The following is a 14,862-nucleotide window of genomic DNA, read 5'->3' as shown; positions in this document are numbered from 1 at the left end:
GTCGCGTGACCCACGACAACGCGACCAGAGAGGGCGCCCGGTGGTCGACCGTTACGACGCGAACTCGGAAGAGAACGTCAACAGGTACGAAGACGTCACGGACGCGTCGTCCGACGTCTGGGCGTCCCTGGTCACGCACATCACGGGCTATCCCGTGCCGGACCGCAGCACCATTTTCGACACCCTGCGCTCCGACCACGGCGGCAAGCTGTTCCGGATGGACATCAGGGACCGGGGCCTCGGCTCGTTCGTCCAGGACGCCTCCGGCTTCCTGCGCAACACCGGTGAGGACTACGACATCTGGTTCTTCGACAGCGGCAAGAGGACCCAGATCAAGCAGGCAAGGATCGTCTTCGAGGGCCGGGTGCGGGCGGGCGACGAGCTGATCTTCGCCGACCCGGGAACGGACGACGTCGCCAACGCCTCCGTGCGCGAGGGCAACGAGTTCAAGGACTACAACAAGGACGAGATGAGCACCGTGGCGCTCGCCCGGTACATGAACGGCCCGCGCACGGCGCTCCTCGAACTGCGGGGCGGCAACACGGGGAACGCCCGCTTCAGCAACCTGGGGGTGTCCGAGGACGCCGCGGTCGACCTCAAGTCCTTCGACACCACCGGTCAGAGCTTCGACTTCGCGGCCCAGTTCTTCCGGGACCAGGGGCCGAAGATCAAGGAGTGGGAGGACGCCCTCGGCCGGGAGGACGCCACCTGGAAGGGCGAGGCCGCGGAGGTCTTCCGCAGCCTGCTGACGAAGATCCGCGAGAACTACGACGCCTACATCGAGACGTTCGACGAGACGCCCAGCACCGGCGAGGGCGACGGAACCGGCAAAACGGTGTACTCGCGCGCCCTCTCCCAGGCCCGCCAGGCCCTGGAGAACGCCGCCGACAAGCTGCTGGACGCCTGGATCACCTGGGCCAACTCCGACTACTACGACCCGCACCGGGTGCTGCGGTACGTGCTGGACGACCTTGCCCTGTGGGTCGACGCGAACAACGTCGCCAAGACCGACATCAAGACGACCTACTCGGCGTACTCCTCGTCCACCTACCACGACCCGAAGGAAGGCTTCTCGCAGAACCACCCCGAGTACGGCGACCTCACCGACATCGCCAACTGGGCGAAGGTCGGCGACAAGGCCGTACAGATCTGGAGCCGGGGAGTCGACGAGTACCTCGTCAAGCCCGCGCGGAGCGTGCAGTCCACGCTGAACAACACCTTCCTGGACCTGAGCGGTGACTTCACCGAGAACGTCCCCAAGCCGAAGTCGACCAGCACCGCCTCGCAGGAGTACGAGGAGCGCAAGGCCGAAGAGGCCCAGGACGAGATCAACCGGCAGAACGAAGAGAACAAGCGGTACCAGGACGAGCTGCGGGAGGAGCAGAACCGCCAGCGTGAAGAGGACCGCCGGTACCAGGACGAGCTCCGCGAGGAGCAGAACCGGCAGCGTGAAGAGGACAAGCGGGCCCAGGACGAGCTCCGCGAGGAGCAGAACCGGCAGCGTGAAGAGGACAAGCGGTACCAGGACGAGCTGCGCGAGGAGCAGAACCGGCAGCGCGAGGAGGACCGCCGGTACCAGGACGAGCTCCGCGCCGAGCAGGAGAAGCAGGCGGACGAGGCCCAGGAGCAGCTGCGGACCTTCAACGACCGGACGACGACGGACCTCGACGGCCTCGACGACGTGCTGAACCGGAACGTCCCGGTCACCGAGAGTCTGGGCGACGTGGGCGGCATCAACGGCGGCGGTGGCGGCGGCGGTGACGGCTCGCTCACCCAGAACCTCGGCGCCCTCGGCGACGCCAACAACGCGGTCAACGAGAGCCTCGCCGGTCTGGGCGACACGGGCGGCACGGGCGGCGGCGACCAGCGGACAGCCGTGCCCCCGACGGCGAACCTGGGCAGTCTCGGCGGCCTCAACTCCGGCGGCGGCACCCGGACGCCGTCCGACCGCACCACCGGCCTCGTCGGCGGCGACCCGGTCGCGCGGTTCCCGGACGGCAGCAGCACCCGCTTCGACCCCGACACCGGGCTGCTCACCACCACCGGGCCCGACGGCACGACCACCACCACGGACCTCGGCAACGGCCTGCAGGTGACCAACCCGGACGGTTCCGTCACCTCCCTCACCGGCGACGGCAAGCTCACCACGACCTTCCCGGACGGCCGTACGGAGACCATCGACCCGTCGACGGGCCAAGCGGTCACGACCAACCCGGACGGTACGACGACCACCACCGACCTGGGCAGCCTGGGCGACCTCAACAGCGGTGCCGGCGGTGGGGTGCTGGACACGCCGACGGGCGGCACCACGCAGCTGACGGGCGGCGAACTGACCAGCAGGTTCCCGGACGGGAGCAGCACGAGCTTCGATCCGGACACCGGATCCCTGACGACGACCGGCCCGGACGGTTCGGTGACGACGACCGATCTGGGCAACGGCCTTCAGGTGACCAACCCGGACGGCTCGGTCACATCGCTGGGCGATGACGGAAACCTCACGACGACGTTCCCGGACGGCACGACGCAGACCATCGACCCGTCGACGGGCCAAGCGGTCACGACCAACCCGGACGGTACGACGACCACCACCGACCTGGGCAGCCTCGGCGACCTCAACGGCCGGAGCGACCTCAGCTCCCTGGGCGACCTGCCGACCCAGTCGAACGGGGACCTGAGCGGCCTCGGCGACCTCGACCTGGGAAGCCTCGACGGCCTCAACTCCGACACCGGCTCGGGACTTCGGACGTCCACGGGAGGCGAGACGTCGCTGGCCGGCGACGACCTGCTCACCCGGTTCCCGGACGGCACGCGGGCGACGTTCGACACCCAGACCGGGATGCTGACCGCCACCCACCCGGACGGGTCCGTCACCACCACGGACCTGACCCACGGCGTGCAGGTGAACAATCCCGACGGTTCCGTCACCTCCCTGGACAACGGCATGCTGACCACCGAATTCCCGGACGGCAGCACCCAGGTCGTCGACCCGGAGACCGGCATCGCCACCGTCACCGACGCCCAGGGCAACACCGAGACGGTGAACCTGCACGACCTCAACACCGGTAATACGCAGACAAGTTCGGTCGGTGGCATTCTCGACGAGCTCGACGCCCTCGACACGCTCGGCGGCGGCGGTGGCGTGGGCGGCGGCACCAGCACCGAGACGTTGTCGCCCTCCGACCTCAATCTGAGCAACGGGGGCTCCCTCGGCCCGGCCTCCGGCGCAGGAATCACCGCCGGTGCCTCCGTCGGCACCGACGGCCTGACGGGCGCCGCGGCCCCGCTGTCCGACGGCACCACCGCGACCGGCGGCTCCCTCGGCCCGGTCGCCGCGTCCGGTACGGCCGGCGCCCCGGGCATGCCCGGCACCCCCGGTATGCCGATGGGCGGCATGGGCGGTGCCGGAGGCGGCGGCGACAAGGGCAACGGCGAGCGGGTGCGGGCCGTCCTGGTCGACGCGGCAGAGGAGAGCGAGCGCCGCAACCGCAGGCGGCGCAGCCCCTGGAACCGCCAGGAGGACAGCGACACGTTCCTGTCCCCGGCATCCCGCGTGGCCACCACCGGCGGCGACTCCCCGGAGGAGGAGGCGACGGACCAGGGCCGCAGGGCCACCACGTCCGCCGACTACCTGGAGGAGGACGCGGACGTGTGGGGAACCGAGGACGGCGGTACGCCGGCCGTCATCGGACGATGACGGCGGCGACGGACGACGGCCGCGCCCGGGCCGGGAGGCGAACACCCCTCGACCCCGGCTGTCGGGGCGGACACCTCACCGGGCAAGATCGACTGTGCAGATGTGAGACATCAGGGGAGCGGACGTGACGGAACCACTGGAACAGCGTCTGGAGAAGGCCATGGCCGAACTCCGGTCGGCCCAGGAGGCGGTCGAGCGCACCGAACGCGAGCTGCGACAGGCCTCGTTCGCGGTGCTCTCCTCCGACCGTGCCGTCCGCGCCACCGTGGGCCCGCAGGGCGAGCTGACCGGCGTCGAGTTCCTGGAGGACAAGTACCGCTCCATGTCCCCGCAGGAGCTTGCCGCCAGCGTCCTGGAGGCGGCGAGCGCGGCGCGGCTGAAGATGAACCGGCACGTGATGAAGGCGATGGCCCCGTTCACCGAACCCAGCAGCGAGGTGCCCGAACTGAAGGGCTTCGAGCTGGACTGGGAGCGCATCTTCGGCCCCGGTGTGCTGGAGAAGGACGACGAGGACACGGCACGCACGGACGGCGCGGTCCCGGGCTGGCGCGACGCGCTCGGCGAGGACGGGGAGGACTGACATGGGACAGCGGTACTACGTCGACCCGGCCCGCATCGAGGCGCTGACCGGGCAGTTGGAGGAGATCGCCACCCTGGCCAGGAGCATGACCGAGGAGTTCCTCGACGGGCTCGCCCCCACGGTCTCGTGGCCCGGCACGTCGGGTGACTTCGCGGAGAAGGCCAGACCGCAGGAGCAGAAGGAGCGACAGACCACCAAGGACACCATGATGTCCATCCGTGACGCGCTGGTGAGCATCACCGACGCCACCCTCAGCCAGGTCAGGCTCATGGAGGACACCCGGGACCGCAACCTGGAGGACATCGATCGCAACACCAGCCGGATCGAGACCGACGGATTTGGTCTCGACGGCTCGGGCGGCGGTGACACGGGCGGGCATGGCCGCCACTGACCTCCGCGCCGCAGGCCGCCCCCGCACCATGCGGGGAGCGGCCCCCCGGTGCTGCCCGCACGGCCTGACGGGCGGTCGCCGATGAGCATCATGCCGTCGCCCGAGGTCAACGCGATGATCTTCATCCTCACGGGAGAGAGGCTCATCGACGCGGACGAGGACCTCGCCTACGAGAGCCGCGGGCCCTACGCCCGGCTGGGCCGCAAGATCGACCAGATGTCCGCGCTGATCCAGAAGTCGGTGCACGACATCGGCCAGGTCATGCCGGACGACCTGTCGAAGGCGTACGCCGCCGCGATGGGCACCCTCACCGACGACGGTGGCAGGAACTACCTGCGGGAGTTCTCCGAACAGCTGGACAAGATCGCCGAGGGCCGGCGCAAGACCTCCATGGACATCATGGAGTCCAAGTGGCAGGTGATCGCCGAGGTCATCCGGCTGCTCATCGAGATCGCCATCTACCTGGCGATGTCGTTCTTCACGGGCGGAGCGTCGGCCAGCCAGATCATGCTGGCCAAGATGCGCAGCCGGTTCTTCATCCTCTCCACACTCAGCCACCTGCTTCAGCGGCTGCACATCGCGCCCTCGCTGACCGAGGCGTTCTCCGAGGCGTTCACCACCTTCGCGGTGCGGCTCGCGATGATGAACTTCGCCCCCGACGGCCGCCGTCCCGACGGCTTCGACTGGAACCAGATCCTCAAGGACGGTGCGTTCGGCGCCGCCGCCGGCGCGCTCACCAGCATCTTCGCCGAGTACGCCCGCAAGATCGTCAAGAGCTACGACGACACCTTCCTGAAGAACGCAACCGACCTCGACTTCAAGCCGCCGCCGAAGGTGAGGAACGACCTCGACCTCGACGCCGGCAACCACACGCCGAACTCCAAGCCGGACCCGGACACCAAGTTCGACACCACCCCGGACAACCGTCCCGACCCGGTCACGAACAACCCCGGTCCCACGTACAACCCGCCGACCGGCTTCCGGGACCTGTTCTCCTTCCGGAACAACTTCCGCAACAACCCCGACCTGTGGCGGAACAACCAGATCCTGCGCAACAACGCCGACCGGCCGGGCGCGCTCGCCGGGCACTACGGCATCAAGGGCACGGCCGACTTCCTCGCCGCCGGCTCCGGCGAGGCGCTCGCCGAGATCCTCGTCAAGGGCGCGTTCGACGGCGACTGGTCCACCAGCTGGTCCACCTTCGTCGGCGCAGGCATCAGCAGCCAGGTCGAGGCCACACTCACGGACGGCGCCAAGAACGGAAGCGCCGAACTGCGCAACATACTCGAAGGGTTCCGTGACAAGCCGCCCACCGTCTCCGGCGGCGACGTGGCCTCCTCGGGGACAGGCGGCTCCGAAGGGCCGTCCCGCACCGGTGGCGGCACCGGCCGTACCGACGGTCCCTCACACCCGGACACCACCGGCGGCACCGGCACCACGCCCGTAACGTCCTCGTCGGACAGCGGAGTCGAGGCACCGCCGCCGTACTCCGTGACGGATCCGCCGCCGTACACGTCGCCCGCCCCGCCGCCGTACTCCCCGGGCACGCTGCCCGTGACCGCGACGGAGAACGCCCTGTGGCAGCAGGTCCACCGCGGCAACGCCGACATCCGTGAGCAGGCTCTCCGCGACCTCACCACCCTGCGTGGCGCGCAGCCTCCCGGCGCCACGGAGATCGGCGTCCGCGACGCCCTGCACCGCAACCTGTCCGGGTCCCCGGAGATCCGCGTGGTCCCCGTGGGGAGCGGCCCCGCCACGGAGGTCGACGCGGACGGCGTGCGCCGGGCCCTGGAGGGCTTCGGGACACCGGTGACGGTGACGCCGCCGCTCACCGTCACCGACGGCTCGGTGCCGGTGGGGGAGGGGAGCGGCTTCGGTCCGGGCACCGGCCTGGGGGCCGACGTGAGCGCGGGCGTCGGCGCGGGCGCCGAGGAGGGGGCGGCTGCGGAAGACAGGGGCAAGGGCACAGGGGCCGCCCCCGGTGGGGTGTCCGGCACTGGTGTGGGGTCGAGTGCGGCTCCTGGTGCGGTGTCTGGCGTGGGTGCGGCTCCTGGTACGGCGTCGGGCGCTGGTGTGGGGCCGAGCGCGGCTCCCGGTGCGGCGTCGGGCACCGATGTGGGGCCGAGTGCGGCTCCTGGTACGGCGTCGGGCGCTGGTGTGGGGCCGAGTGCGGCTCCTGGTACGGCGTCCGGCACCGATGTGGGGTCGAGTGCGGCTCCTGGTGCGGTGTCTGGCGTGGGTGCGGCTCCCGGTGCGGCGTCGGGCACCGGTGCGGGCCCGAGCACCGCCCCGGGTGCGGTGTCCGGCACGGGTGTGGGGCCGAGTGCGGCTCCTGGTGCGGTGTCCGGCACCGGAGCGGGCCCCGGCGCCGCCCCCGGGGTGGCGACCGGCGGTACGAGTGCCGGGCCGGGAGCGGGTGCCGGGAGCGGCGCGGGCACCGGTAACCGGGGTGCCGTGACCTCCGACGACGGCGCCCCCGCGGCGGATCAGGACCCGCGTACCGTCGACGTACCGGGGCAGGAGGACGCCCCTGTCTCCGAGACGGTGACGACGACGGACGGTGTGCCAGGGGCCCGGGACGTGTCGCCCGGAGACACCGCCCCCGCGCCGCCGGACGCCGAAGCGACCGGCCCTGTCACCGTCGCCGGGGACGCCTCGCCGCTCACGGTCGTCGTGTCCGAGGGGCCGCCGCCGGCGGCGGGTTCGCCCGAGGCGGCCGCGCTCCTCGACGGGGCCGGCGCCGACCGCGCCGTGGTCCTCGGTCCGCCGACCGCGCCGGACAGCGCCGGACGCCCGAATCGCACCGCCGTCGAGCTGACCCGCGAGACACCTGACGGCCCGGTCCGGGCACGCCCGCTCACCGGTCCTGCCCCCGTCACGGCGGGCGCGCCGGAGCCGGGGACCGATTTCCCCGGCGCCGACGTGCTGCTGCCACTCGCCGACGCCCTCGGTCCGGCCTCGGACGTGCGGCCCGTCGTCACCGAGAGCGCCCCGTCCGTGGGCACGGGGCCCGAGCCCTCAGCGGACGTGGACCCGTCCGGGAAGGCACCGGTAGCGCCGGTCAAGCCCGAATCGCCGACGGGCGCCGAAGCCGTCCCGAACACCGACGCGAGTGTCCCCCCGGACGGCGCGGCCAAGTTCGATTCGGCGTCGCGCCCCTGGAGCGAGCCCGCCACCGTGCTGCACGTGGAGTCGGCTGACGGCGGCGGTACCCCGCCCGTCGTCACCCCGCCGCCCGGCTCCCAGGTCGTGGTCCGCCCTGCGGCGGGGAATCCACGGCCGGCCGGCGAGCCGGCCCTCGCCACTCTTGACGGGCGTTCCGTCCCGCTCGAACAGGTGCGGCGTCTCGTTCCGGACACGGCGGTGCGGCCCGAACCTGGCCGTACCGTACGGACGCTGACCATCTCCCAGGACCCGGCCGAAGACGGCACGGCCCGCGACGCCGGACGCCGGGCGCTGCTCGGACAGGACTCGTACCGAGGCGTACGCACGGAATCCGGCCCCGCCGTTTTGAACACGACGAACACGACGGGCAACGCCGACGCGGCGGTCACGGCGCCGTCAGCCCCCCGTGCCGTGTTCACCGGTCCGACGACCGCGCTCCCCGGCGCCGGCACCGAGCAGGGCGCCGACTACTTCGTGGGGCACGGCACCCCGCGTGCCGTCACCCTCGGCACCCACGACGCCTCCCGGCCCACCGTGAGGGTGAGTGGCGTCCAGCTCGGTGAGGCGCTCAAGGCGTGGGCGGGCGACGACGACCGGCAACGGCCGCTGGTGCTGTACTCCTGCGAGACCGGGCGGCAGCCGAGGATCGCGGGCCTCCCGGTCGCCCAGCACGTGGCCAACCGGACCGGACGCTCCGTGTACGCGCCGACCAGCGAGGTCGGTACAGCCCGCGACAAGGACGGCAACGTCCGCGCGGTGCTCGTCGACAACGGGGACGGGCCGGGGCGTTGGCGGCTGTTCACCCCTGAACCCGACGGTGCCGACCTGGACCAGCTCGCGCGCGACGCCGGTCTGCACGCGGGCGCCGGCCCGGCGGACCCGTTCGCCCGCGCCCGCACGCTCCAGCAGATCCGCACGCTGCGCGACGCGCTCGGACCGGACGCCGAGAAGCAGCCCGGCAACCGGGAGCTGCTGGCCGGCCTCGCGCATGTGGACGGCCTGCGCTGGCAGGGCACGGACAGCGCGGCGCGCTACGGCGACGGCCGCATGACACTCGACCTGCTCCGCCGTATGGTCACCGACTGGCACGGCGCCGGAGGCGGTCCGGTGGACGGGCGCGCCACCGTCGACCCGTCCACCGGACCCACGCCTGAGCAGTACACGGCCTTCCTGCGGGCGGCGGCCGCCGCCCGGGCCGGCCAGGGGCCCGGCACCACACTCGACGAACTGGTCCCTCCGCCGCCGCCCACGTTGCCGCCGACCGTGCTCGTCTCCCAGGACGACGTGCGCGGACTCGACTACGCCCAGTCGGCCCGGGTCGCCTGGGGGCTGTCGGACGATCCGCTGCCCCTGTCCGAACTGGGCCTCGGCCCCGAGGACACCGCCGAACTCGCCCGCCGCAGGCCCGACCTGTCGCCCGCGCCGAGCCGGCCTGAGAGTCGTGCCGAGGACCTGACCGCGTTCGGCCCGGTGACCCCCGCCCCCGAGCGGGGGAGCCTCCTCCGGGCAGGCGAGCACACCTTCCGCCGGATCGCCGCCCCGCCCGACGGCAACTGCTTCTTCCGGTCGGTCCTCGACAGCGCGCGTTCCAGGGAGGTGCCGCCCGCCTGGGCCGCGGGGAACGCCGACGGGCTGCGCGCGCGGGTGCGGGACCGTGTCGCCCACACCGAACTCGGCGACATCGCCGACGCCCTCGTGCCGGACCCCGTCCACTCCGTCGTCAACGACCTGCGGCTTCGTGCTCTGGCCGGGGAAAGCGACGCGGGCGCGCAGCGCCGGATCGCCGAGGTGTGGGACCGGATCGCACAGGAGGTCGTCACCGACGGCGACACGGGCCGGTGGCGGGAGATCGTCGCCGACAGCGACTACCCGGGGCTCGCCGAGGTGGCGCCCACCCCCGCCGACGCGCGGCGGCTCGGCGGGCGGGGACTGCTGGCCGCCACCGCCGCGCGCGTGGACCTGTGGCCGTCCCCCTTCGCCGACCTCATCCCGGAGGCGCTGGCGCACACGCTCGACCTCGACCTGCGGATCGTGCAGCCCGACCCGCGGACACCGGGCGCGCTGACCACGATCGCACTGCGCACGGGCGGCACGGGCGACCCCCTGCACGTGGCGTACAACGGGACCGACCACTTCGACGCCCTGGTCCCCGACACGGACCCGTCCCGTGCGACCACCCCGGAGTCCGCTCCGGAACCGGTGTCCGCGTCGGCCCCGCAGCCCGCCCCGGACGGGTCGGACCCCTACGGGGTCTGGCTGCGCGAGATGGCCGGGATCACGGACACCGCCCCCGGCACGGCCGATGAGGGCGACAGGACGCCGCTGGAAACACAGCTGGACCGGTATCGTCCGCCCCGGCTGCTGACCGGCCCGGACGCCCGTCGGCCGGGCCCGGCGCCTCGCACGGTCACCTTCGAGGACGGAAGCAGGCTGCCCGCCGCGCTGATCAGGCCGGGAGCCGACCCGGGCGACACCGGCGCGGACGGGACACCGCCGGGCGCCGAGCCCACCGGGCTGTTCGCCGGTACCGGTGTCCTCACCCTGCGCGCGCCCGAACTCGCGGCGCGACAGATCCTCGACGGGCTGCCGGACCGGCTGCGCGCGAGGTTCGACGAGGAGGAACTGCTGCGGCTGCTGACCGACCAGCCCTCCGCGTTCACCGCCCCCCGCGGCGCCCGCCTCGTGGGCCGGGAGAAGTCCGGTGTCGGCCTGGAGATGACGGTGGAGGCCGTTCCGTACCACCGCTGGGTGCGCCTCTCCGACACGGGCGGCGGCACGGTCAAGGCGGACACGGCGCGGCGCGGGCAGAGCGGCACGGGCGGTGGGCGCACGGTGGGCTTCGGACGCCGGATCGCGGGTGCCCTGAGCATGGGCCCGCCGCTGGACTGGCTGCTGAAGATCGGCGCCTCGCTGGGCTGGGCCCGCCGCACCGACTACAACCAGGGCACCACGGCGTACCAGCAGGCCGAGCATCGCGCGCACGAGGGCTCCCACCTGCACCTGGACGACGTCCACTACCGGGTACGGGTCCACCGCGTCACCGAGGCGCCCCGTGCCGCCGCCCCGGCCGTCACCGGCGGGATGCCCGGTACGGAGGACACGACCGGTGTCGCGCCGGGCCCCCGCTGGACGCGACAGCTGGTGCACACCGCCGAGTTCGGCATGCGTGACGGACTGAGCTGGCGGCTGCCGGACGACCTGACCGTGCCCTACGCGGGGCCGCGTCGGGCACCCCGCACCCTGACCTTCCCGGAGGGGGAGCACCCGCGCCTGCTCGACTCCACGGGCCTGTACCTGACGGACCCGGCGGAGGACGTGGCGCTGGCCCTGTCCGGCGCGCGGCCCGGCAGTTCGGCCCACCGCACCCTCGTGTCGTACACCCGTCCCGGGCGGCTGCTCGGGCTGTTCGGACGGCTGGCCGGGCCGGTCAGCGGCCCCGGACTCACCCGGGGACGCGGCCAACGTCCGCTGGGACACCTGGTCGTGGAGCGCTCGGTGCCCCACCGCGCCGACCTGGTCACCGAGTCGACCAAGGTCGAGGTGCGCGACCTCACCCAGACCACGTATTCCAACCAGCGCGGGCACGTTCGCGAGACCCGGTTCGGGCTTCAGGTCACCTCCGGGCCGAACCACCAGTTCGCCGGGCCGGTCACCGACGTGCGGGTGCAGGGCGGGCCGGTGGTCCGCACGGACCTCGCCGCCGGACGCGGCCACTACCTGGGCACCGACGCGGCCCGCAAGGTGACCGGCCGGGTCCGCAACCAGCCGATGGCGCTGTACCGGGTCGAGCGCACCCTGATGGTCCGGGGCGCCGGCGAACCGAGGTCCGCGGCGCGGCCGGTGCGGGTGGTCAGCCTGGACTGGATGTCCACCCAGGACGCCCGCAGGCTTGCCGGATGGGACAGCCGCACGCCGGGGCGTACGGGTCCGAACCCGGACGTCGAACCCCCGGTGCCGTGGTACCTCAGGAAGGAGGACCCGGTCCATCTCGGAGGCCAGGTCCGCGCGGAGGGCTTCCGGCCCGAGAACCAGACCGGGAACGTGCCCGGGGCCGCCGGCACCGGGACCGCTCCCGTCACCGGCCCGCAGACGGCGCCGGCGCAGAGCGGCACCCCTGAGCCCCCGCGCGACCCCCTGCAGACGTTCGCGGACACGGTCCTGGACACCCTGCACGCCTCCTACCCGTCGCTGTTCCTCCCGGCCGCGATGCGGAACCACCCGCGGCTGGCGCGGCTCTGGTACAGCGACGAGCGGCTGCGGACGGCGTGGTTCAACGAGCGGCAGGTGAGCGAGGCCCTGAACCGGCCCACCCTCGCCCAGGCGCTGGACGACCTGACCACCACCGGTGTCCCGGTCACGCTCGTCGAGGACGGCAAGGTCAGGCGCGGGCACCACACGCTGACCCTGCGGGCCCGGCTGACCGACCGCCGGTTCGAGACCACCCTGAACGAGCGGACGCTGCGCAACGCGGTGATCGGCAACGAGGTCTCGGGCCAGGGCCAGCAGCAGTCCAGCACCTACTCCGCCGGTGTCGAGGTGGGCGTCTCACCCCGCGACCACGACAAGGTGGGCGACACCGGACTGCCGCGCCAGATCGGCAACCTCATGGTCGGCGGGCGCTACGCCCACACCCGTCAGGAGGCCACCCGGAACACGGTCACCGTCGCCCACGACCACCTGACGGCCCAGAGCGGCATCGACCTCTACAGCTACCGGGTGGAGCTCAGGGCCGACTTCGAGGGGCACCGTCGTCCGCGCGGCTGGCCCCGGCTGCTGACGGCCGGACTGCTCGGCGTGGGCGTCTTCGTCAGCACGGTCGCGGAACGCCCGCTGTTCCGCCGCGGCACCGAGACCGTGGGACGGGTCGAACTGGCCGTCCCCGCCGCCCACGGCTCCTACCGCTACGCACCCACGGACACGCCCGCCGCGCCGTCCACGGACCCGTCCGCCGCCGCAGCGACGTCGACGGCCACGACCTCCACCCCCACGACGTCCACCCCCACGGCCCCCGCCTCGCGGCGGCTGTCCGCCCTCGAAGCCGGGCAACTGCTGGACGGCACCGGCCCGGTGTCCATGACCGACGCGAAGAGTCAGTCGCTCGCCGAACGGCTGCTCGGCTCCCCGCACGTGGTGCTCAGCACCCAGGGCGGCCTGCAGCGCCAGGAGCTCGTGCAGGAGACGGCGGACCGCGCCTCCGGTGACTCCTGGCACACCAGCGCCCCCGGCACCCCGGTCCGCACAGCGCTGCGCCGCGCGGTGGCCGACCTCAGCGTGGCCGGGCAACTCAACCAGTATCTCGGCCCGTTCGGCACCCGCGTCACCGGACTCCACGGCGCCGGCCCGTTCCGTACGCACTACCTGAAGGCCGCCGTTCGAGGCGAGCTGGAGAACGTACGGGTCATGAGCGACCCCAAACCCTCCTCCTTGGAGAACACGGTCGCCAACGACCACAAGGTCACCGGCAGTTCGAGCACCACCTCGCGCACCACGCTCGGTCTCCAGGGCAGCGACTCGCCGCTGCAGCAGACCTCCGGCACCCAGCCGGTGTCCGGCTCCTACGGCAGCGCCCTCCAGTACGCGTGGGGCAGGGGCCGCGCCCTCGCGCAGTCCGTCACCCGTGGACGCAGCACGACCATGACGTACGCCGGGCGCATGTACCTGGTGGTCGCCGACGCCGCCGAGACCGCCGCCGTCCGGGACCGCTGGACGGCCGCGATGGGCACCATCGGCACCCGGGCCGGACAGCGGATCAGTTCCGCCACCGGGCGGCTGTCCGGCCGCGTCGGGCAGGCCCTGTCCCCACGCCGGGCCACCGCCGCGCTCCACCGCGTCCGGGACGCCGTCATGTTCCACCTGCCGATGCAGGACGCCATCGAGACCGGCCTCGCTCCGGACGGCCTCGGCACCGGCACCCCGCGCAACCTCGGCGGCGGCTACCGGGTGCCGGGCTTCCTGCGCGGCCGGCGCTTCCCGACCCACCCCAGCGGCCGGCCCGACGCGAGCAGCGCGGCCCAGCAGCTCCTGCCGCGCCTGGAGAAGGCCGGAGTGCCCTCGCACGACCGCGAACAGGTCCTGCAACGGCTCTCGCCCGACTTCCTCCTCGCCCACCTGCACGAGCTGACCACCGACGGGGTGACCCTGCCGGTCCGCCACCGCACTTGGTCCAGCCCTCATCACCTGCCGGTCGGCGGCAGCCCGGCACAGGTCCGGTTCAAGCTGACGCCGGCCGGCACCACCGTGAAACGGCTGCGCACCGGGTACGAGGTGGACGACTACCGGACCATCGCCCGCGACTCCGCGGCCGGCGTCACCCAGGACCGCGGCGGCGACCTCACCCTCAGCGTCGGCCAGCGCACGCCGGGAAGCGACATCCTCGCCGCCAACCCGTCCCTCCAGGGAACGGCGACCGGACAGCGGGCCGGCACCCGCACCGACACCCTCGGCAGCACCGCGATGCCCGACATCGCCACCACGCAGGCGCACGCGGAGGTCGTCACCGGCTACATCCTGACCGTCACCATGACCGACGCCGCCGGTGACCCGCTGGCGCCGCGTGCCGTCGCACACGTCGGCACGCTCCACGAACTCGTCTCGGCGGGACTGCTCACGCCGTCCGGCACCGGCGACGACGGCACGCTCACCGAGCAGGACGTCAGCGAACCCGAGCGCGCGGTACGGATGATGACGGCCGAACAGGCGCGTCGAGAAGCCGTCGCCGCCTGGCGCGCGGACGGCGACGACATCCTGCCGTTCGACGACCGCACCGGCTCCGGGATACTAGCCGTCGACATCCGCGGCGCGGCCAACGTCGAGAACGCGCTCACCCTCGCCACCGCCCGCGCGGACGGCCTCGGCGACGGCGACCTCGGCAGGCGGCACACCGGCGACCCGTTGACCGCGCAGGTGCGCATGGCCCGCCACACCCCGCTCACCGCCCTCGGCTCGGCGCCGGCGCAGGCGCAGCAGGAGGCCACCTCCCAGGGCGGCCTCACCGCCGGGTTCCGCGAGGCACTCGGCGCGGACGGCTCCCAG

Annotated in this window: 4 protein-coding genes (1 of these 4 cut by a window edge); all 4 read left to right on the top strand. The window is 73.1% G+C overall.

Annotated elements, in window-relative coordinates; translation table 11 throughout:
* The first annotated feature begins 40 nt into the window (after positions 1–40).
* A complete protein-coding gene (locus MTR79_RS17215) occupies positions 41–3,694 on the top strand; it encodes an AAWKG family protein (protein ID WP_244791102.1) in 3,654 nt (1,217 codons plus the stop codon).
* A gap of 124 nt (positions 3,695–3,818) precedes the next feature.
* Positions 3,819–4,274: a YbaB/EbfC family nucleoid-associated protein gene (locus MTR79_RS17210; protein ID WP_019523859.1), complete on the top strand. Its 456-nt coding sequence runs from the start codon at positions 3,819–3,821 to the stop codon at positions 4,272–4,274.
* 1 nt (position 4,275) lies between these two features.
* Complete coding sequence (locus MTR79_RS17205) at positions 4,276–4,665, top strand: hypothetical protein (protein ID WP_019523860.1); 390 nt, start codon at positions 4,276–4,278, stop codon at positions 4,663–4,665.
* Between the two features lie 81 nt (positions 4,666–4,746).
* Positions 4,747–14,862 carry the beginning of a lonely Cys domain-containing protein gene (locus MTR79_RS17200; RefSeq protein WP_244791100.1) on the top strand. 23,547 nt of this gene lie beyond the right edge of the window, so 10,116 of the gene's 33,663 nt are visible here — the first part of the coding sequence; its start codon is at positions 4,747–4,749; its stop codon lies beyond the right edge, outside the window.

The sequence above is a fragment of the Streptomyces sp. BJ20 genome (assembly GCF_022869105.1).
Classification (GTDB): domain Bacteria; phylum Actinomycetota; class Actinomycetes; order Streptomycetales; family Streptomycetaceae; genus Streptomyces; species Streptomyces griseoincarnatus.
This window is presented reverse-complemented; position numbering and strand designations above follow the sequence as displayed.